16 protein-coding genes are annotated in these 20,145 nt (G+C 55.8%); 4 read left to right on the top strand and 12 right to left on the bottom strand.

The window, feature by feature from the left end; translation table 11 throughout:
* Position 1 precedes the first annotated feature (1 nt).
* The 7 genes from CW354_RS18020 to CW354_RS18045 form a co-directional block, all read right to left on the bottom strand.
* Positions 2–3,037, bottom strand: a complete 3,036-nt coding sequence (locus CW354_RS18020; RefSeq protein WP_207764900.1) for a TonB-dependent receptor — start codon at positions 3,035–3,037, stop codon at positions 2–4.
* Positions 3,038–3,244: 207 nt separating this feature from the next.
* Positions 3,245–4,321: a FecR family protein gene (locus tag CW354_RS18025; protein WP_104831461.1), complete on the bottom strand. Its 1,077-nt coding sequence runs from the start codon at positions 4,319–4,321 to the stop codon at positions 3,245–3,247.
* 2 nt (positions 4,322–4,323) lie between these two features.
* Complete coding sequence (locus CW354_RS18030) at positions 4,324–4,884, bottom strand: RNA polymerase sigma factor (RefSeq protein ID WP_165793803.1); 561 nt, start codon at positions 4,882–4,884, stop codon at positions 4,324–4,326.
* Positions 4,885–5,017: 133 nt separating this feature from the next.
* The gene (locus tag CW354_RS18035) at positions 5,018–6,379 is read right to left on the bottom strand and encodes a TolC family outer membrane protein (RefSeq protein ID WP_104831463.1); all 1,362 of its coding nucleotides are present in this window, start codon (positions 6,377–6,379) and stop codon (positions 5,018–5,020) included.
* Positions 6,324–7,631 carry a hypothetical protein gene (locus tag CW354_RS23190; RefSeq protein WP_133162368.1) on the bottom strand — a complete coding sequence of 436 codons (1,308 nt, stop codon included), beginning with the start codon at positions 7,629–7,631 and terminating at the stop codon, positions 6,324–6,326. The genes CW354_RS18035 and CW354_RS23190 overlap by 56 nt, the downstream gene beginning before the upstream one ends.
* Positions 7,624–10,734, bottom strand: a complete 3,111-nt coding sequence (locus tag CW354_RS18040; protein WP_207764901.1) for an efflux RND transporter permease subunit — start codon at positions 10,732–10,734, stop codon at positions 7,624–7,626. The genes CW354_RS23190 and CW354_RS18040 overlap by 8 nt, the downstream gene beginning before the upstream one ends.
* Positions 10,734–11,873 (bottom strand): efflux RND transporter periplasmic adaptor subunit, encoded by a 1,140-nt coding sequence (locus CW354_RS18045; RefSeq protein ID WP_104831465.1) that lies wholly within the window; start codon positions 11,871–11,873, stop codon positions 10,734–10,736. Before CW354_RS18045 ends, CW354_RS18040 begins: the two co-directional genes overlap by 1 nt.
* A gap of 100 nt (positions 11,874–11,973) precedes the next feature.
* Between CW354_RS18045 and CW354_RS18050 the strand changes: the two genes are divergently transcribed.
* The 4 genes from CW354_RS18050 (at position 11,974) to CW354_RS18065 (ending at position 14,938) form a co-directional block, all read left to right on the top strand.
* The gene (locus tag CW354_RS18050) at positions 11,974–12,501 is read left to right on the top strand and encodes a MarR family winged helix-turn-helix transcriptional regulator (RefSeq protein WP_104831466.1); all 528 of its coding nucleotides are present in this window, start codon (positions 11,974–11,976) and stop codon (positions 12,499–12,501) included.
* Positions 12,498–13,001 (top strand): PaaI family thioesterase, encoded by a 504-nt coding sequence (locus CW354_RS18055; protein ID WP_104831467.1) that lies wholly within the window; start codon positions 12,498–12,500, stop codon positions 12,999–13,001. Before CW354_RS18050 ends, CW354_RS18055 begins: the two co-directional genes overlap by 4 nt.
* Positions 12,998–13,456, top strand: coding sequence for a PaaI family thioesterase (locus CW354_RS18060; RefSeq protein WP_104831468.1), 459 nt, complete (start codon positions 12,998–13,000; stop codon positions 13,454–13,456). Before CW354_RS18055 ends, CW354_RS18060 begins: the two co-directional genes overlap by 4 nt.
* Before the next feature lie 825 nt (positions 13,457–14,281).
* On the top strand, positions 14,282–14,938 hold the full coding sequence (locus CW354_RS18065) for a TetR/AcrR family transcriptional regulator (RefSeq protein WP_165793804.1): 657 nt from the start codon (positions 14,282–14,284) through the stop codon (positions 14,936–14,938).
* A 51-nt stretch (positions 14,939–14,989) separates the two neighbouring features.
* Here the strand turns inward: CW354_RS18065 and CW354_RS18070 are convergent, their stop codons facing one another.
* The 5 genes from CW354_RS18070 to CW354_RS18090 all read right to left on the bottom strand — a co-directional run bounded on the left by CW354_RS18070 (position 14,990) and on the right by CW354_RS18090 (position 20,140).
* The gene (locus CW354_RS18070) at positions 14,990–15,367 is read right to left on the bottom strand and encodes a carboxymuconolactone decarboxylase family protein (protein ID WP_104831470.1); all 378 of its coding nucleotides are present in this window, start codon (positions 15,365–15,367) and stop codon (positions 14,990–14,992) included.
* A gap of 14 nt (positions 15,368–15,381) precedes the next feature.
* The gene (locus CW354_RS18075; RefSeq protein WP_133162369.1) at positions 15,382–16,308 is read right to left on the bottom strand and encodes a fumarylacetoacetate hydrolase family protein; all 927 of its coding nucleotides are present in this window, start codon (positions 16,306–16,308) and stop codon (positions 15,382–15,384) included.
* A gap of 46 nt (positions 16,309–16,354) precedes the next feature.
* Complete coding sequence (locus CW354_RS18080; protein ID WP_165793805.1) at positions 16,355–16,882, bottom strand: VOC family protein; 528 nt, start codon at positions 16,880–16,882, stop codon at positions 16,355–16,357.
* Between the two features lie 44 nt (positions 16,883–16,926).
* Positions 16,927–19,200 carry a TonB-dependent receptor gene (locus CW354_RS18085; protein ID WP_165793806.1) on the bottom strand — a complete coding sequence of 758 codons (2,274 nt, stop codon included), beginning with the start codon at positions 19,198–19,200 and terminating at the stop codon, positions 16,927–16,929.
* 91 nt (positions 19,201–19,291) lie between these two features.
* Positions 19,292–20,140, bottom strand: coding sequence for an SMP-30/gluconolactonase/LRE family protein (locus tag CW354_RS18090; protein WP_104831474.1), 849 nt, complete (start codon positions 20,138–20,140; stop codon positions 19,292–19,294).
* Positions 20,141–20,145 lie beyond the last annotated feature (5 nt).

The raw sequence follows: 20,145 nt of genomic DNA on the forward strand, positions 1-20,145 counted from the left end.
GCTAGTAGCTACCACGCACGCCGAGAAAGAGACGTCTCCCGGTATATTCGTTGAGCAACACGCGCTCACGAATATCTGCAAAACGGATCGTATTTTCGTTGAGCAGATTGCTCGCTTCGGCCGTCAGTTCGAAGTGATCATTGATCTTGAACCCGAGGCCCGCATCAAGCTGTCCATAGGCGTCAATGTGACTGGCTATACCTTCGGCGCCGGAGCGGAATTCTAGGAATGTGTCGCGCCAGTTCCAGGCGACGCGAGCGCGGAAACGCTCATCTTCGTAGAAGCCCACGATGTTATAGGAATGAGGCGTGAAACCCTCAAGTCCGTTGTCGGGAAGCGTGGCGAGCGGCAATTCGGCGATTTCATCATTCGCAGCGGCGTCCTCACTGGACACGAAAGTGTAGTTTGCCTGCACACCTAAATTTCTGGCAAAGCCAGGGAGGAAATCAAAGTTCACCAAAGCGGCGATCTCGAAGCCCTGAATCGTGCCTCCCTGCCGGTTTCGCGGCGCTTGGTCGCGGATGATAATGTCGCCAAATGTCGGGTGATCGTACCCCGAATCCACAAGAACTGTCTGTTCGGAAATGAACGTCTCGATTTCCTTGTAGAACAGAGAAATTGAGAACGCGTTCCCGTTCTCCGCATAATGCTCAAGCGCGCCGTCAAGCTGGAACGCCTCATAAGGGTCAAGGTCAGGGTTGTTCGCGATCCGCTGGAAGCTTTCGATGCTCCGTGACGGGAAGGTCTGGCCAGGAATGATCTTTCCAAGCGTCGGCCGAGAGATCACTTTCGCAGCAGCGAAACGGAAATAGGTTCCCCGCGAGAGCTCAAGAGAAAAGTTGAAGCTCGGCAGGAAATTCGAATATTCATTGTCCGCTGTCACAATCTCGCTTGGCGATGTGGTGACTAGCAGACCCGACGTCGATCCGTCTGGAGATTCCGGCGCTAAATTCAGCAACGCGGAAAACGGTCCTTCGGACGTCGTTTCAGTGCGTTCATATCGAATTCCGAAGTTCGCCGTGAAAGGCATCGAGCCAAATTCGCCGGCCAGGTCCATGCGCGCATAGCCGCCAAACACCGTCTCATCAACGCCGGTCCTGAAATCTTGCCGTTCTTGCAGCGAGCACACATTTTGGTTGAGCGTAGCTTCACGGACGTAATCGCAATAGGCGTCAACATCGATCAGGAGAAAATCCGTCAGAATGGAGGCGTTCTCGCTGCTAAGCAAATCAGGAACGGACACCGGCGTGAAAATAGCCGCGGGCGCCTGGAAAACGCGGCCCGAAGCATTGGGCCTTCCATACACGGAAAAAGGCGCGCCGGGCATTATCCAGGCGGGAATGTTGCCGCCGAGCGGGCCGTCTTCACCGTTCGGGCCGACGCCGTTATTAAAAGGCAGCGTCGACTTGCTGCGATCCCTGTAGAAACCGCCGATACTGAAAGACTTGAAGAGGCCGTGATCCACCTCGAAGGTTCCGTCCAGCCTGGTTTCAAACAGCTCGTCTTCGAGTTCGTCGGCGAGATGTCTCGCAACATGGATGCGCGCCAGGCTTGGATCTGAGAGATCCAAGCTGTTCGACCAGGACGGCACGTCGCCATTCGTCCAGGTTATGACATTCTGCTGGAAGGCGGGATCTGCAGCGCCGCCAGGCAAGGGATTATTCAGTGGGTTGTTATTCAAAATGCCTGGCGAAATCAGGATGGACTGATTTGTAGCTGAGGCGCGGGACCAGGATGCGTCGGCATTAAACGTCACGCGCTCGGTGGGCTCGAACGTTCCATGCCAGCCGATCGCATAAGTATTGCTCGCCGCGTTGTTTTCTTCATAGCGAATATCCAAGGGCCCGAAGAACTTGGTAAATGAAACGGCCGTGCCGTTCTCGTTCACAACCAGATTCGCCGGATCGAATGTCGGAAACTGGAGAGGCGCGATAACTCCCTGCAACGTGCCGTCACGCTGGAAATCGACAAAAAGCCCGTCGACCACCATTTCCACTTTGTCCGACGGGCGCCATTGCATGGTGCCATGAACAGCAATCCGGCGACGGTCGTCCTCGGAAAAACTCTGGCCTGAACGAGCCGGAACACGGAATTGGCGGACCTCGGTCCCCGGACCGCCGACGGGCCCATCGAAAAGAAACCAGCCGTTTCCTTGGCCGAAAGCTTCTCCGTTACGCGATTCTTCCGTCCGGACGACCCTATCCTCATAAGCCGCGCCGAGCAGTACGCCGAATGAGTCATCCGCGAATGTCTGCCCGATGACAGCCGATAGGCGCGGTCCCCATTTCTCGCCAAGATCTTGATAACGCGCCTGACCTGATCCGACCAGTGTAAAACCCGACCCGTCAAGTGGCCGCGCCGTGCGAAGATTGACATTCGCACCGATTGATCCGCCCCACATATCGGCCGTCGGGCTCTTCACAACATCCGCGCCAACAATCAGTTCCGATGGTAGAATCTGGAAATCAAAGCTCCGTTCCTCCGTCACAGTTGCGAGGGTGCGGTCATTCATCCGCACAAGATTAAACTCTGGACCAAAACCGCGAACCGTGATCTGCGCACCCTCCCCGGCAACGCGATTGATTGTGACGCCTGTGATTCGCTGCAGCGACTCGGCTACGTTTTGATCAGGAAATTTGCCGAGATCCTCTGCAGCGATTCCATCTATGAAGCTGTCTGCCGACCTCTTTCTCTGATTTGCCGTTTGCAGGCTGCCCCTGATTCCTGTAACAACAATAACATCGTCAGTATCAGCGCTGGTCAGCTCATCCTGAGCCGCAGCCGTCGTCGCTATTGCGCTCGCGCCCACCAACAATCCAAGCCTCGCTAATCGTCTGCTCATCTTTCTACCCTCCCGGCTGCCGGCAGGGGCAATCACAATGAAGCCCCCGTCCGTTTGAGCGCCACGCAGAGCAGTATCGTCGAGCATAATTGAGAGAGCGTCATTGACGGAGAACTGACCGTTAACCTGGTTGGTCAGCACTTCGCGAACAACATTCAAATCAAACACGATGGAAACGCCAGTCGATTCGGCCAATCGCTTTAGCGTATGCTCCGCCGGCCCGCGCTCAATATTTATTTGATGCGAGTTGGCACCGCTCGCAAATGCCGAACAGTGCGCCAGAATAATTAGCGCGGCGCATAAGCCCCGTAAGATTCGAAAAATGTCGCCTCCCTATGTCGCCGTTTTAGCCTGGTGACTAACCAGAAGTCAGTTTGGCGAGAAAAATCCTCTACTCATAATCTAAGGTTTTTCGATTTCGGTTTCTTTTTGTGTAATCTGGATAACGCCCTGAGGATTTTCAGTCGCTACCAAACCCAAACTTTCAACAATGATGTCAACTGCTTGGTCGGCATTGGAAAGCTGGAAGATTCCCGCAACCCGCGTTTGCGCCACGTCTTCACTCTCGATTTCGAACGTCAGTCCCGTGTGCCGCGATAACTCTGATAAAACGAAATCAAGTCTTTCTCCGTCAAAATCCAAGAGATTGTCGCGCCATGCTGAACGCCGTTCCAATACAGAGAATTCCACTTTATCGATAAGCGTTCCTTTTTCCGGCGCAGTGGTCAATTCCTGCCCAGCAACAATATACGCCTCATACTGAAGCGTCCCCGCATTTTCTTCCCGCCGCCCGTGTACTGAAGGATTCGACGGTGCTTGCACTTTTTGCGAAAAATGGACAGACCCCTCGAGTACGGAAACATTGAGCTCCTCACCTTCGTAACGAACGCTAAAAACGGTGCCGACCGCCTGCACAACATGCTCCCCCGCGACCACTATGAATGGTCGGTCCCTATCCTTTGCGACATCAAAAATAGCCTCGCCGCTTGCGAGGCGCACCTCACGTTTACCGGGGTCAATTTCCACTTCGACCCGGCTTGAAGAATTCACCGTTATGGCGGAGCCGTCCGGCAAAGCGGCACTCTCCGTTTCGCCGTATCCCGTCGCAATCTTAATGGTCGATACCTCCCGCACAACTGAAAAGCGCACTAAGGCGATCGCTGTGAAAACGATCGCAGAAGCGACCAATATAGCCGCTGACCAACGTCGCATGCGCCGATACCGAGACTGCCGCAAACTTAGCCGATGCTCACGCACCGCATTCACAAAAAACGGCTGAAGAATTGATGCGGCGTCTGAATCAACCCAAACGCGAGCGCACTGCAGAAGAGCCGCCCTGTGCGCCGGACTTCTGATGACCCACTCCTTCAAAGCCTTCTCGTCTTCCGCCGAAATTGGCCCGGATTCGAGCTGCGCAATCCACGATGCCGCTTCGGAAAGAATTTGATCGTTGCTTTCAAATGCTTGGTTTGCAGTCATGTCTAGGACCGCTTTCCAGGTCTTAATAGCCGCACCGTGGAAGAACCCGCTTTCGCCGACTGCTGAGCCGTCTTCACCTGAACCAATCTTTTAAGGCCCGCGGCAACGTGTTTCTCTACGGTACTGGGCGATATGTCGAGTTTCGACGCAATCTCCTTCATCGAATACCCGTAAACCTTTTTCATTACAAAGACCTTTTGGCATTGTTCCGGCAGCGAATTCACCGCTTCGGCGAAATCCCGCCAAGCAGCCCGCGCCTCGATTGCCTCCTCCAAAGGCAATTCAGTACTGAAGTCCTCCGAAGCGCCTAAATCCTCTATATAATGAATGATTGACTGTGATTTTTTTGTAACTTCGCTTCGCAAGACATTCCTGGCCACCCCATAAAGAAACGCTCTGGGTTGTTCAATTTCCTGACGCTCCGCTGCACAGAGCGCTCGAAGAATAACTTCCTGTGTCAAGTCCTCGGCGTCCGCCCGCGAGCTCATGCGTCGCAGGAAGTAAGCACGCAGTTCTTTCTCATACCTGATGACCGATCGGACAAATGCTTTTCCTTTCGACATATTATTGATTCGCAAAAAGTAATGAGTATTCGCAGTCAAACTTCGCCTGACTGGCCGACTCTTGCCCATAAAGCGCATAATGCGAACTGTTAAATGTCAAAATAGCCAGTTTCGTGCGCAATGAAGCGCCTCCTTATTCTTGAAGGTGAATCGCACCGATTGATGCTAGTAGCTCATAAGTCGTAGCCCGCGCATCGCGTTCTGCGTTCGCCAACGCCACTTGCGCGTCAAGATATTCTTGTTCAGCATCGAGCACGTCCAACGTAGTGCGCACACCGACCTCGGCTTCGCGCCGTACGCCGTCAAGGGCCAGCGCGTTGGCCCGCACTTGCGTTCGCGATGACACAATGTTCGCGCGTGCGGCCGTAAGTCGCTGCCAGCCAATCGTCACGCGCGCATCAACCTGCCGTTCGGCCACGGTGATGCGGCGGCGGTCTGCACTATTGATTGCGCGCGCCTCCCGCACGCGCGAAAGGCGAAGGCCGCCAAGAAAGATCGGCGCGGTCACGCGGACGCCATAAGCGAAACGTTCATCCTGTTCGATGAATGACGACGGCTCCTCGGCATATTGATATTCCGCCCGCAGGGACACTGTCGGCGAAAACGCGCCTTTTGCGATAGCGACGCCTCGGCGTGACGCTTCTTCCCGCATTTGCGCCTGCGCGATGACAGGCGAGAGCTCCCGCGCAATGGCCTTTGCCTCATCGAGCGTGGCCGGCGTATCAGGCATGCCCGGCGCCTCCTCAAGACTCCCGGGCATTTGCCCGATGATTTCAGCAAATGCAGCGCGGCTGATTGCGAGCAGCGCCTGCGCGTTGGTCATCCGGGCTCGCGCCTGCGCGAGGCGCGCTTCGCTTTGCGCAACATCTGTTTTTGTGACTTCGCCGATTTCAAAACGAAACGCGATCTCTTCGAATTGCTTAATTAAAACCTGAACGTTGTTTTCTGTTGCCCTGTAAACGACCATGTCGCGTACGACGTCGAAATATGCCGCCGCCGCACGGTTAAGTACGTCCTGCTCGACAAGGGAAAGCTGAGCGCCGCCGGCTTTCGCGCGCGCCTTCGCTTGCCGGATGGCGTTGACGTTGCGCAATCCCGCAAAGATTTGCTGCTCGCCCTGCACTTGTGCGGTCGCCGTAGTCAGATCGAAATTGCGATCCTCCGCCCCGGCGCCGAAAACTTCGCTGCTGATTGACTGGGTATTATCGACCTCCTCATAACCGGCGCCAGCCGTTATCTGCGGAAGGCCGCGTGCGCGCGCCTGGGCGACGCCTTCACGCGTTGCGTTAAGCTGCGCGCGTTCTGCAGCGATTTCCGGATTCGCGGCGAAGGCCAGCAACAGGGCCTCCTCCAGGGTTTCGGCACTCGCAACGCCGTTCACTATCAACAAAAGTATCGACAAAGAGACAGATGTGAACATTCGTATTGCAGATATCATATCAATACCCGCCCATTGGCTCGGAGATCTTTTCATCTTTCGCACCAGGGCGATCATCCTGCGTTCGGCGAAGGGCGTTTGCGAGGGCTTTGCGATAGGACTGCAGGCGATGAGGAAATGGATTGTCCCATTTGATTGTAACTGGTGTCCGCGCTGCAATATCAGGTTCCTCGCCTCGAGGAATAGACACCATCTTGCCAAAATGATTGCCTTCAACACAATTTATAGACGGTCCTCCTGGGCGCCAAAGATTGGGTACAGGATCGCCTTCCTTGATGATTGAGTACGTAAGATCAGTTAAACCGTGAACCGTGTAGACATCTATAGGATTGACGGCGCCGCCACTGACCCGATTGCAGCCTTCATCCCGTGGATAAAGTGCAAGGGGCGGCGAATAAAGATAGGCCGCTCTAACACGAAACGGCCAATTGCGTTCCGGCGCCGCGACAGCCCAGCCGCCTGCAGGCTCTCGGATCCACGTCATGCCGTTGAATGCGCCAAGCGCGCTTTGCGCAACGCCCGCGCCAAGACTATGTCCGGCGACAACGAGTTCAATTGGATCAGAACGTGTTGGATCGGCAACATCATATGTGCAGATAAAGCCGGCGAGCGAAACTGTCTTCCGGTCCGGAGCCCTATCCGATTTGGCTGACTGACTGCATTCTTCCTCAAGCTCCGCAAGCGATTTTGCCTGTAAGAAAAAACCGTCGTTTATCAAATTTGCGATACCTTCGCGAAAACCGCCGTGCCCGCGAGGAATATATGGTTGTCCTGCGACCGGCTGATCTTCGGCGGCGCCAGCTTTCAGGCTTTGCAGAAGGTCACCAGGCCCCGCCGCCGCATCTACCCCGGGAAAATACACTATAATGCGATGAGAACTGGGCTTTGAAAGAAGATAAACGCTCGGAAACGTAGTTAACGATGAAAATCGGGGACGAAGATAAGCGGCATTATAGGAAAGCGCGCCGAAATCGCTTAGCGCAGCCTGGATTTTCTCTTCCTCCTCGCCTTCCATGGAATCGCAATAAGCAATCTCGCCAATCACGGCTGAGACAGTCATTTCTGCAAAAATTTTTTCGATTGCATTATCTGGATCGCGTCTGGTCTGCTCAACGACAGCCAAAGCATCGCGGCCCGCGAGCAAGATTTCGTTATCGACGCAATTAGCACTTCGACTTTCCTGAATGCGGACGGCGTCAAGCGGAGGCGCCCAATAGTGTTGATCCGTCGCGCACGCCGAAACCAGAATCCCGAGCAAGGCAAACACCGCCGCTCTTACCATCGACGCGCAACCACTCACTTTAAACATTTGCATGCTCTCGTGCCCCTCGTCTGCGATAGAACTTAGTAACTACCTGCGAAATAAGTTGCTTGACGTCGCCCGGAACCATATAGGCGGCCGGCACGACGAGCAGGGTCAGGATTGTCGATGATGAAAGTCCGCCGATGATCAGATAACCGAGTGCGTTTCTCCATTCCGCGCCGTCGGATCCTGAAAGCGCAACCGGGATCATGCCGAATATGGCGGCGAACGCCGTCATCAGCACCGGCCGCAATCGCTCCGGGCAGGCCTTGAGGATCGCCTCGCGCGCCGGCGCGCCTTCCTCGCGTAGCTGGTTTGCGCGATCTACGAGCAGAATGCCGTTTTTCATGACGATCCCCATCAGCGCGATGAGGCCGATCTGCGCGAACAGCGACATTTCCTGCCCGCCGAAATAAAGCATGGCGAAGGCGCCGGAAAACGACAGCGGCGCCGTCAGCATGATGACGACCGGCTGCACGAAAGAATTGAACTGGCTTGCAAGTACGATATAGAGCGCGACCATCGCCAATCCGAAGGCGAAAATGATCGCTGAAATCGACTCATTCATCCGCCGCACAGATCCCTCATAGCTTATCTGCATGGTCGCAGGCGGGGGGTATTCCGCGATGATCATCTCAAGCGCTTCCGTTGCCGTCCCAAGCGCAACGTTTGAGGCGGTGTTGGCGAGGATCGAGATTTTGCGCGCCCGGTCCTGACGGTCGATTTGCGACGGCCCGCTGGCGAAGCGCATGGTCGCGACACTGGCGAGATCGATCAACTGACCAGACTCGCTTCTTATCTGGATGAGCTGCAACTGGTCCCGATTCTGCCGCTGGGACTCCTCAAGGCGTACGCGCACGTCATAACGCCTGCCGCCTTCTTCATAAGTTCCGGCGTCAACGCCGCCGATCACCGTGCGCGCCGTCGTGGCCAAGTTGCGTGCGGAAACGCCGAGATCGCCGGCGCGCGTGCGGTTGAAATCGATCAGCAGTTCCGGCCGGCCCTCTTCGAAACTCGAACGCAAATCTGAGTAAAGGTTTGTCTCTCGCATTCTCGCCATGATGGCTTTGACATATGCGTCGATTTCCGGGATCGAGTCGCCGCGAATGACGAGTTCGATATCGCCGGTGGAAACCCCGCCGCCGGAAATCCACGGCACTTCGGCCACGGTGATTTCGCTCGCCTCGGGAACGGCCTCGCGAAGCGCACGCCGCGCTTCATCCATGACCTCGAACTGACCGATCCGCCGCTCTTGTTTCGGTGTAATCGACGCATAGAGGTCGATGACATTCGCTTTTCCCTGGCTACCCGCCCCGGCGGTCAGAAAAATGTTCTTCACATGCTCAACGCCGCGCAACGCTTCATTCGTCGCTGCAATCGCTTTTTTCGATTCAGCGATTCCCGATCCAAGCGGCAATTCGATCGCCCCCAGAAATTCGCTGCGATCGGCTTTTGAGGTGAAACCGCTCGGTACGCGCGAGGCGAAAAAACCGCCGATAAAAAGCGAGCCGATCGCGGCGGCCAGCGCAAGATAGCGCCAGCGGACGACAACGCCGACGATAGCGCTGTATGCGCGGTCCAGGCGCCGATGAAACTTTTCGATCGGGCGCAGAAGGGCCGGATGCGATTCCGGCTTCAGGAAGCGCGACGCCAGCATAGGCGTCAATGTCAGCGCTACGAGCAAGGACACAGAGACGGCGAAGACGATCGCAAGGCCGTATTGAAGGAAAAATCGCCCGACAATGCCTTCCATGAACGCGATCGGCACGAAGACGGCGAGCGTCGCAAAGGTGCCGGCGAGCACCGCGAGCGCCACGCGCGCGGTTCCCTGTCGTGCAGCAACTTCCCGCTCGATCCCGGCGTCAATATCGCGTTGCACGCTCTCAACGACGACGATGGCGTCATCGACAAGCAAGCCTATGGTCACCGTCAGCGCCAGCAATGTCAGCATGTTGATGGTGAAATCGAAGACCTCGAAGGCGAAGAACGCCGAGATCAGGGATGTCGGAATGGCGATGGCGACCATCAGCGTGGCGCGCCAGCTTAAGAGAAAGAAAAAGGTGACGATGACGACGAGAACGATCGCGATCTCGAGTTCGCGGGTGACATCCTCAACCGACGATTCGATGAACCGACTCACATCGCGCGCGACAACAAGTTCATATCCATCGGGGGCGCCCGCCTGCAGTCGCTCGACCTCGGCATGAACGGCCTCGGCGACTTCGAGCGTATTGCGGCCGGACTGGCGGCGGACTTCTAGCGAAACGCCGGGCCTTCCATTGAATTGCGCATAGCTGCGTTCGTCCTCCAGCCCGTCCTCGACTCGCGCGACATCGCCGATCCGCGTAGGCGCGCCGCTCTCGCGATAAGCGACCACGAGATCGGCGAACTCCTGCGGAGTCTTCGCCTCCGACACCGTCTTGGCCCCGAATTCGCGCGCGCCGCCGCCGATCTCAAAGCGCCCGCCGGGCACTTCTGCGTGCTCAGATCTGACCGCATGGACAACGTCGTCGGCCGTCACGCCGAATGCGCGCATCTTGTCTGCGTTCAGCCAAATGCGGATTTCGCGGAGACGACCGCCGACGATAGTGACCGACCCGACACCTGGCAGGCGCTGAACCGCTTCCTTGACGATTTCATCCGCATAGGTCGTGATTTCGCCGATTGACGCGTCTGCGGCGATCATGATGGACATGATCGGCGCGGCGTCAGGATCGACTTTCTCAATGACCGGCGGATCGATGTCTTCGGGCAAGTCGCGGCGAGCGATATTGACCTTATCGCGCACGTCCTGCGCCTTCACATCGACATTTTCTTCGAGTTCGAACTCGATAAAAACCTGCGAGAGGCCATCCGCACTTGTCGAACGCAGTTGCTTGATCCCGGAAATCGTATTGACGCTTTCCTCGATCACGTCGGAAACTTCCGTTTCCATCGTGTCGGGACTCGCGCCCTCAAGCGTGGTCGTCACCGCGACATACGGAAACTCGACATCCGGAAAGAGATCAACGCCAAGCCGGCCCATCGAAATCCAGCCGAGCACGACCAATGCGCCGATCATCATCACGGCGAGAACCGGGCGCTTGATGGATAGATCGACGAGCCACATCACACGGACTCGGGCGCAACGGGATCGCCGGCGGCGACGGGCTCGCCGTTCGGGACAATGACGTCATCGTCCGCGTCGAGGCCCTCGAGCACGGCGAATGTTCCGTCGGGACGCTCCTTCGCGACGACGCGCCGCATTTCAGCGCGGCCATCCAGCGAAACCAGAACATAAGCGCCCGACTGGTCCTGAAAAACCGCTTTTGCCGGGACTGACAATACCGGCTTTTCATCGGTGAATATTTCAGCGCGGGCGAACTGGCCTGATTTCAGCGCGTAATCCGAGTTGTCGATCGGCAGGCGCAACTCAACCGTACGGGCGCCGACATCGAGCATATCATTCAATACTAAAACGTATGATTCCCGCGGCTCCGGTTGCGTCTCAACGTAGACGAGCGCTTTTTGTTCAAGCTTCAGCGAACTCAAATGTTGTTCGGGTGCATAAACGACCGCGACGACAATGTGGTTTTCCTGAATTTGCAGAACCGAGCTTTCAACGCCTCCGCGGAAGACATTCGACAGATATACGCCTTCATCGTTGAAGCGCCGCGTGATGACGCCGTCGTAGGGCGCCCTGACAGTGGTGTCCTCAAGGTTCTTGCGTGCGGTTTTAAGCTCGGCTTCGCGTTTTTCCGCTTCCGCCGCAGCGACATCCAACGCCGTCCTGGCGTCGTCGAGGCGTGATTGAGAAGAATAACCTTCTTCTTTCAGCTTTCGAACCCTGTCGAACGCTTGACGGGCGTTGCGCAGGTTCGCTTTCGCAAGCGTAAGATTCGCCTCTGCTTCATCGACTTCTCTTTCATAACGCGACGGCCGCGTCCGAAAGAGGGGATCGCCTTTGGCAACCCTGTCGCCGACATTGACAAAGATCGTTTCGACAACGCCTTCGACAAGCGGGCCGATATTGCTTGTTTGCTTTGAACCGATCGAACCTGTCGCGACGACCGTTTCACGCGTCGTCGCGGATTTCGGCTTGACGATTTTTACGGACTTGGCAGGTGCCGGCGCTTCCGTTAACGAACCTTGCGACGGCTCAACGCCCCCGCCGTCGACCGAATCGCAGCCGGCGAGCGTAACGATTGCGGCCGCGAAAGCCGCCACGCCGATCCGCCAACCGGGCAGAAATTTTACAACCGCACGCATTATCAGGCCCTACTCTCGGCTGTCTGACATTTTTGCTATACTACCACTTAATAACTTAGTATATATTAAGCGTGGCAATCACAAGGCGCGGGTGCGAAGAATGAACAGGTGGGACAACAGGCTTGAACGCAATCCAGGTTATTTAGTTCACGACGTAGCGCGCCTGCTCCGGCGCGAATTTGATCGCCGGGTCAAACACTTAGGACTCACGCGGGCGCAATGGTTTGTTTTGGCGCACCTTTACCGAAATGATGGGCGGACGCAGCGGGCGCTCGCAGATGAGCTCGATATGGAGCCGGCGCCGCTCGGAAGGCTTATTGACCGGCTGGAAGAAAGCGGCTGGGTTCGCCGTGCGCCATCGGCAGCCGATCGGCGCGCAAATCTTGTTCATCTGACAGACAAGATTATACCTCTAATTGAGGAGATGCGCGCGGCGGCGAACAATCTCTATAAAGACGCCTTCAAGGGAATGTCGAACAAGAACGTTGAGGACTTCGTCGAGGCGCTCACTATCGCAAAATCCAACCTTAATGATCTCAGCGCCGAGCCGGTCGGGTATGCTTCCGACAGCGTCGATGAGCTGAATCGCGTCCAGCGCAAAGCCTCCAAAAATAAATCACAGTCATGAGCAGCCAGCAGAGTGAAATGTCGTTTAATGACGGAGGCGGTATGCCGCCTTGGGCGGAGGTGATGAAGTCGTTCTTCTCCGGGGACCATCAATTGTTCGCGGCATTACGGATGGAACCGAATAAAGTCGACAAAGACGGGGTTTCGGTTTTCGCGACAATACCGGATTTTTTCGCGTATAAGGATGGAGAAAGCAGCGCGCACCCGGGCGCTTATACAATCATTCTTGACACGGTATTCGGATTTTCAATTTTTGCAAAAATTCAACAGCCAAAAGCAATTGCTACGATCAATCTGAAGACGGACTATCTCCGCCCCATTGAAATCGGTACAAAGATTATATGCAGCGCCGAATGTCACGACGTCAGCGGTAAAATCGCCCGGACGCGAGGAGATATCCTTGATTATGATGGGAGACCTCTAGCGAGTGCGACTGGCGCTTTCATGATCGCCAGCGGTGGGCCGGACTTTGCACGGCTCGGGAAAAGGCAACCGGCATGACGCAATTTGCGAACTCGCCGCTTCGCCACTGGCTCCGGTTTGATGTCGAGGAAACCGAAAACGGCGCCCTTTATTCAATTTCACCGGATGACGCTCACATCGGCAATCCGCTGATCAAAGCGCTCCATGGCGGGGTTGTGTCGACTTTTCTGGAACTTGCCGCACTGCATGAATTGCGGCGCGCCCTTGGTTCCGATCCAGCGGGCGAGGCGATCAACATCAATGTGGACTATCTGAAATCCGTCAGGCTTTCGCCGCTCTTCGCCAGAGCGCACATTGCAAAAGCCGGGCGCCGGCTCGCCTTTATCGATTGCATCGTATGGCAAGACAACGAGGACTCACCCGCCGCGAAAGCGGCATGTTCATTTTTGCTACATAATCGGCGCTGCGTCCTCCCTGGTGCACGCCTAACTAGCCCCGAGGAGGCCGCTCCTCGGGGCATTTTTCGGAATTGAACCTGTATGATCGCTGGGATTAGTTGCACACACATTTCACAAAGAACGGAGTTAGCGCCTAACTCCTCCCTGATTTTGATGAGGCGTATGGCGCGCCACTGGGTAAAACGGATTCGCGGCCGCGAGGCGCGTCAATATGTGGTAGCGCGCTTTCCATTGCTTGATAGCCCAAGCGCAGGCTACGCAGTTCTCCTTCATGTCGGGAGCTTTCCTAACAGAAACGGGGCCTATGCATAATCGACAATTCCTGGGAATGGGCATCAGATATTCATGATCAATAAGCAAATAGAAATATCGCGCAGCATCTTAGCAAGAGCGGATATTTTCCGTATCTTGAGCATATCTGTGCGCAGCCACCCCTAAGCCCTGCAAGTTTAGAATAAGGTTTTCAGTGCGGACCATATAGGGTTGCGCGTAGTGATCAATTAGCGGCGCGAGCAATGTTGAAGCATTCTTGTCAGGCCCGATAGAATATTTTGCAGGGACAGCCTCTTGCAGAGACTATGACGCGCCATATGACTGAGGGCTCGCGTCCGGATGCGTTCAACTTCTTCCGCCGAAGCTTGACGCCACCGGCGAGACCTCGACCGCCTGTTTTTGCCCGAGCACGCCATTGACCAAGAGCGCAACACTACAATTGCTGAAGCGGGATTTTGCCACATGAAGCGGCAAATCGACGTTATGGCTAAAAAATTGCCGCTTCCTCTTATTCGACGTCTACGGTAGTCGCCCAAGATGCCGCCGGCAATCAGGTTGCGGAAAAGAGCCATACCCGCAACCATTCCAACCTTCGCATTGCTCGTGAACTATCCTAGAATTGTATACTTGAAGACGGCGCAAGCCATGATAGGTCGGGAAAAAACGAAAGGTCAGCCGATGAATACCAAAATCTCCCCGCGCGCGGCGCGAATGCGGGAGCGCATATTGGCTGCCGCTTTGGCCGAATTCGCCGCAAAAGGATATGATGGCGCAACCATTCGCAACATCGCCGCTGCAAGCGGAGCCAAGCATCCGATCATCGACTATCACTTCGGCAATAAGGAAGGACTGTGGGATGCTGTCATAGAGCACTGCGTTGGCGAACTCGCAAAGCGCATTGAGAGTATTTCCAAAAAAGCGGACAGCCGCTCCGTTCTCAAGGAAATCGTCAGGACGTTTTTTGAATATGATATGGAGAACAAAGCGTTCCACCGCTTCATGATCCAGGCGAGCGCGCGCATGAGTCTGAAGGGCAGGAAGGCGATCAAGAAACATGTCGCGCCAATCATCGAGCTGCAGTCGAAGTGCATCAAAGACTGTCAAAACAGCGGCCAGCTTCCCAAAGGCGATCCTATCTTATTTTCTTATATGCTGATCGGCGTATCGGCCGTTCTTTCTAGCCTGACTTCAGAAATAGAATTTGTCGCAAAGAAAAAAGTCGATTCCTCTAAGACTAGGCAAGAATACTGGAAAATTATTGAGGGTGTGTTTTTTGACAATTAGCGAGCGTCGGCCGCATGCCGGACAGAAGCGGCGTCGTCAGGGTGGTTTCTATCAGAGGCCGGTCTGTTCAATGACCTTGCGCGCAACTTTCTGTCCTTCGAGTGCTGCAGGAATGCCGCAATAACCTGCTACGTGGATAAAAACCTCTTTGATTTCCTCCTTTGTGAGCCCGTTGCGCAAGGCGACGCCGACATGAAGCTCCAATTCTGGCAGCCGGCCCATGCATGTCAGCATCCCGAGATTGAGCAGGCTGCGTTGTTTGCGTGTAAGGCCATCGCGTCCCCAGATGCGTCCCCATCCACATTCGGTGATATATTCCTGAAAATCCCGGTCGAAATCGTTCGCTTCATCGAGCGCCTTGCGAACATAGTCCTCGCCAAGCAATTCTTCCCGGATTTTCCGCCCTTTTTTGAAAGTATCGCTGTCCATCTTTGCGCCTCCAGTCACCGGTGCGCCGAAACGCCGCCGGGCGGTGTGCCCTCCTTGATCATTCGCCGGATGCGGGCTGGCATTTCGTCGTCAATCCGTTTCGGCCAGCGCCGTTTCAGCGGATCTTTCACCTTGACGACGAGCCGGCCGACTTGCTCGATTTCGACCGTGACAGTCTCGCCGTCCTGAATCGGGCCTATGCCCTGATGGTTCGTCCCTGTGAAAACCAGATCGCCCGGAAGCAACGGCGTTACGGCGCTAATATATGCAATGCACTCCCGGATACGATGCCCCATATCGCTTGTCGAGAAATCGTGCCGGGGTTGATCGTCGACCCACAACCGAATACGCAGATTCTGCGGGTCGTCAATTTCCTCGGCTGTGACGATCCAAGGGCCGATCGGCGCAAAGGTATCGTGCGACTTGTTGAATAGCGACTGCTGCAAAACCGGAAACCGCCCCGACACATCAATGCCGACGGTATAACCAAACACGTAATCCAGAGCGTCTTGCGGCGTTACATTCCTGCATTCGCGCCCAATTACAAGCACCAACTCAGGCTCATGATGAAACACTCTCGCATCCACGTCCGGCAGCTCAACTGTGCCGCCGGGACCAAGGATCGATTCAGGCGACTTGAAGAAGGACCAAATGGGCAAAGGCGGTCCATCTGTCCCTTCGAGATAGTTGGCGCCCATCGCAATAATCTTGCCTGGTCTTGGAACCGGCGCTTGAAGACGCGCCTCCGACAATGGCCGTCCCGTTCCGCTTTTTTCAAGCTCTTCGAGAGGGGCTTGAAGCGCGCCGAAATCCTTGATGACCGCCTCAACGAGCTCCTGATTTGTCTTCGCCTTGTAGGACGCCACCAACACCGACGCGTCGATGACTAAATCATCGCGAACAATTCCCAATCCCTGACCTTCAACCAGTGCTAATTTCATGCGGTCTTCCGTATATTTCAAATCAAGAGTTTCAGCCTCGCTTCAGTCAGGCGGCGCCCATTCGCTTGCGCATCTCCGCCTCGCGCTCCGCCGCCAGCATGTAGCCTGGAATGTCTTTAACTCTGCGCGCCGTAATCGCGACGATTTCGTCATCCGACTGTTCAAGATCAAGTTCAAGACGACAGGGTTGCGGTACATGCCACGGCGACTTCGCGTATACTTCAATGACGTTTTCTTCAGGATCATTGAAATAGATCGACCATGCATTGCCATGATCCATTCTGTCGAGCGTTTCTATTCCTTCTCTATCAAGACGTCGGAGAACCTCCTTCAGTCCGCCGAGAGACCTGACCCGGAATGAGACCTGATTGATTGCGCCGGGCCGCGCAGTTTCCGGCCTTCCGCTCGCCAGGACGAGTTGATGATGCAGTTCCGGATCGGAACTCATGAAAACGATATCGGCGTTGCTGCGCGACATCTGTCCCTGATCCGTTACGTGCAACCCCATAACCCGCGAATAAAAGCCGACCATTGATTTCAGGTCATAGACGTTCAATCCAACATGTTCGAGCATTGGAGGATCATTGCTCGCTTCAATCATGTGATACGCTCCTCCCGTTAGAAATTGACCCGCACGTCGCCGCCAAATATCGGCACGCCGTCATTTTGGAGGCACTTGATCGATCCAGTATTAGATCGTAACTCCTGAATATTGTCGCAATAGGTTTGACCCGTCAGGTTCTTTCCCCAAAGTCCAAAATCAAGATTGCCCACGACATATGACAGTCTCGCATTCAGAATTGTCCGCTGGTCCTCGTTGAACTCAGGCTTATTCTCGATGTCGTAGGATTGGTCGCCGACATAAGCGGCGTCGATTTGCGCCGCGAGTACCGCGGAATTCGATAATTCCCATTCTTTCCTTACGAGTCCGTTGACCGTCCAATGCGGAGAATATGGAAGCGTGTTGCCTTCGCTGATGGTCGGCAGGCTAGTCGCGTCTTTGACCTCCGAATCTAGCCAGCCCACCGCGCCCTGGAATACCAAGCCGTCTTGAGGTTCGAATTGAAGTTCAAGCTCAGCGCCCCAGCTCGCCGCCTTGGGAATATTCAGCAGAAGCGGCAGAATCTGACCGCCTTCCAGAAGCACGCTGAAAATCTGCATGTCTTTCCAGTCGTTGTAAAAGACGGAGGCGTTTGCGAGCAGCTGCCCGCCGAACGATCTCGTTTTCAAACCACCCTCATAGGTGAGCAGAGTTTCCTCATCGACCTGCCGCGCGGCCTGACCGATAATCGCCTGCAACGCCGCTGTGCTGAAGCCGCCGGTCTTGAAACCCCGTGATACGCTGGCAAAAAGCATCGCGTCGTCATTCACGTCATAAGCAATTGCAAACCGCCCACCCCATTCATTCCAGTCGCCCGACAATGGCGTGCTGGTGACCAACCTGATCGGATCAGTTTCAACTTCCGCTTCACCGAGGAAAGTGCCGATTGGAAACAAGGCCCCGCGTCCGATCAACGTGTCATTGAACCCGTCCTTTTCCTCCCAAGAATAGCGACCGCCGACTGTGATGGTCAATTTGTCCGCCACGTCCCAGTCCGCCTGACCGTAAACGGATATCGCAGCATCGTCCTGGTCGATGATCGTCGTTGGCACCAGCGTGAAAGCCGCCGCCGGCGAACCCGGCAGCGCACCGCCGATCGGCGGCGGCGCGCCTGTCGTTCTCGCCGCCGTGACCCATTTCGCCTTTTCGTTGAAGTAAAGCCCCCCGACAATCCAGCGAAACGCCTTGTCGCCGGGCGACGTCAGCCTGACCTCCTGGCTCCACTGGTCCGCGTCAGCCGATTGATGCAGCTCAAAGAACGCGTGTGGCCCGCCGTCGACATCATTACTGCGGCGCAGCTTATTGTCTTCATAGGCGGTGATGGCGGTGATGTTGGCGAATCCGAGATCCCAGTTGATGTTGAAGAAGCCGCCATACGAATCAATATCGTTCCGCGCGTTTGGCATGTTCGCGAACACCTCGAGCGCGTCACCCGTGTCAACAAATCCTCCCGCGTCGGCGCAAGGTTGGCCCAAGCCCCAGTCTCCAGGCGGCAAAGCGCAAGGCATGGTCGGATCGCCTGGATCGCGCGTGCCAATGGTTTTCACGGCGTGATTGCTGCCCCGGTTTAGGCCGAAATGTCCGTTCAGGAGAACTTCGAGCCGATCTGAGGGTCGCCATAACAACTGTGCGCGAGCGGCGTATTTTTTCTTGTCGAAACCGTCAACGCCAAGGAATTTGTTTTCCTGAATATCATCGCGAATGTTCGCCATGCCGGCGATGCGCAGCGCCGCTGTGTCCGAAAGAGGCAAGTTCAGCGCGCTTTCCACATCGAACTGAGAATATCGCCCGGCGGTGAAGCGGCCGAAGCCGGAGGTTCCACCCTCAAGCGACGGCTTGGCGGAAATGTAGCTGACCGCGCCGCCCGTCGTGTTTCTTCCGAATAATGTGTTCTGCGGCCCGCGCAGCACTTCAATTCGTTCCAGATCGAAAAGTGGAAACGACCATGAAACCGGCGAGTTCAGCGTAACCTCGTCGGCGTAAACGCCAATGGCCGTGTTCGAGTTGACGTGAAAGTTCGAGTCGCCAACGCCGCGAATATAGAAATTAAACTGCGAGTCTCCTGCGGCGACATTGGTTGAGGCGTTAGGAATGAGCGCAAACACCTCAGTCGACGATGTGACGCCGCGCCGTGCGATTTCGTTCGCAGTAAAAGCCTGCATCGTGATCGGCACAGATTGAATATCCTCCGCGCGCTTTTGCGCCGTGACAATAATGACGTCATCGATGTCATCGGCCGAAATGGCGGTTGTCGACATGACTAGGGAGATCAGCCCGGCTCCCGCCATCATCCTTCTCTTATTCCTCATAATTCCCTCCCGATGTGTTTCCTAAAATTCGCGGCACCGTCGGGGAAACACCACCCCGCGGCGGCTCATCGTTTTACGGCAGCCCCGCTCCTGGAATTTCGAGAGGCGCTGCATCGATACGGGCGCGCGACCGTCCGCTCAGAATCTCTGCAGGACTTGACAGCGTCGCCATCATGTAAAGCGTCTTTCTATCTGCTCCACCCGTCGCACATGCAGCGGCGAACGGGGCGTCGCTATCGATCCGATGCGTAATTTCCCCGCCCTCCAGGATGCGGACGAATTCGCCGGTTTCGGATGACGCCACCCAGACCGCTCCTTGTTCGTCGAGACAGATGCCATCCGGCGTTCTCTCACCGAGATCGGCGAAGACGCGCCGCCGCGACAGGGAGCCGCTCGGATCGATGTCGAAAGCCGTCAGCCGATGCGCGAATGTCTCCGCCACGATCAATGTGCATCCATCGGGCGTAATCGCCATGCCGTTCGGGAAAATCAAATCGTCAGCAACCGTTCTCGGCCGACCGTTTTCCACGAAAACGAGATTAGTCGGATGGGGATCGAGCCCCTCAAAGAGGTTGCAGCCCGTATTCCCGACATAAGCGCGGCCCCTAGCGTCGATCACCATGTCGTTAAGGCTCTTGCCGGCGCAAAGCGCCGACAGGTCGGCATAAGGCTCAACGCGCGTCCCGTCGTAAGACCTGAGTTCGCAGGACTTCATCGAAACGAAAACCAATCGACCGTCCGGAAGCCAGCCGAGCCCGGACGGCGCTTCGGTCTCAAGGACCGTTTCCACGGCTCCCGCTTCATTCATGCGTACGATCCGCCCGCCAAACATGTCGGACGCCCAAAGACATCCATCGCGCCAACGCGGGGATTCGCCGAAAACGAGGGCGTCAGCGATCGTATGACAAGATATGGGCTTCATCGCGA

Origin of the sequence: Hyphococcus luteus, assembly GCF_002943565.1 — a bacterium.
GTDB lineage: Bacteria > Pseudomonadota > Alphaproteobacteria > Caulobacterales > Parvularculaceae > Hyphococcus > Hyphococcus luteus.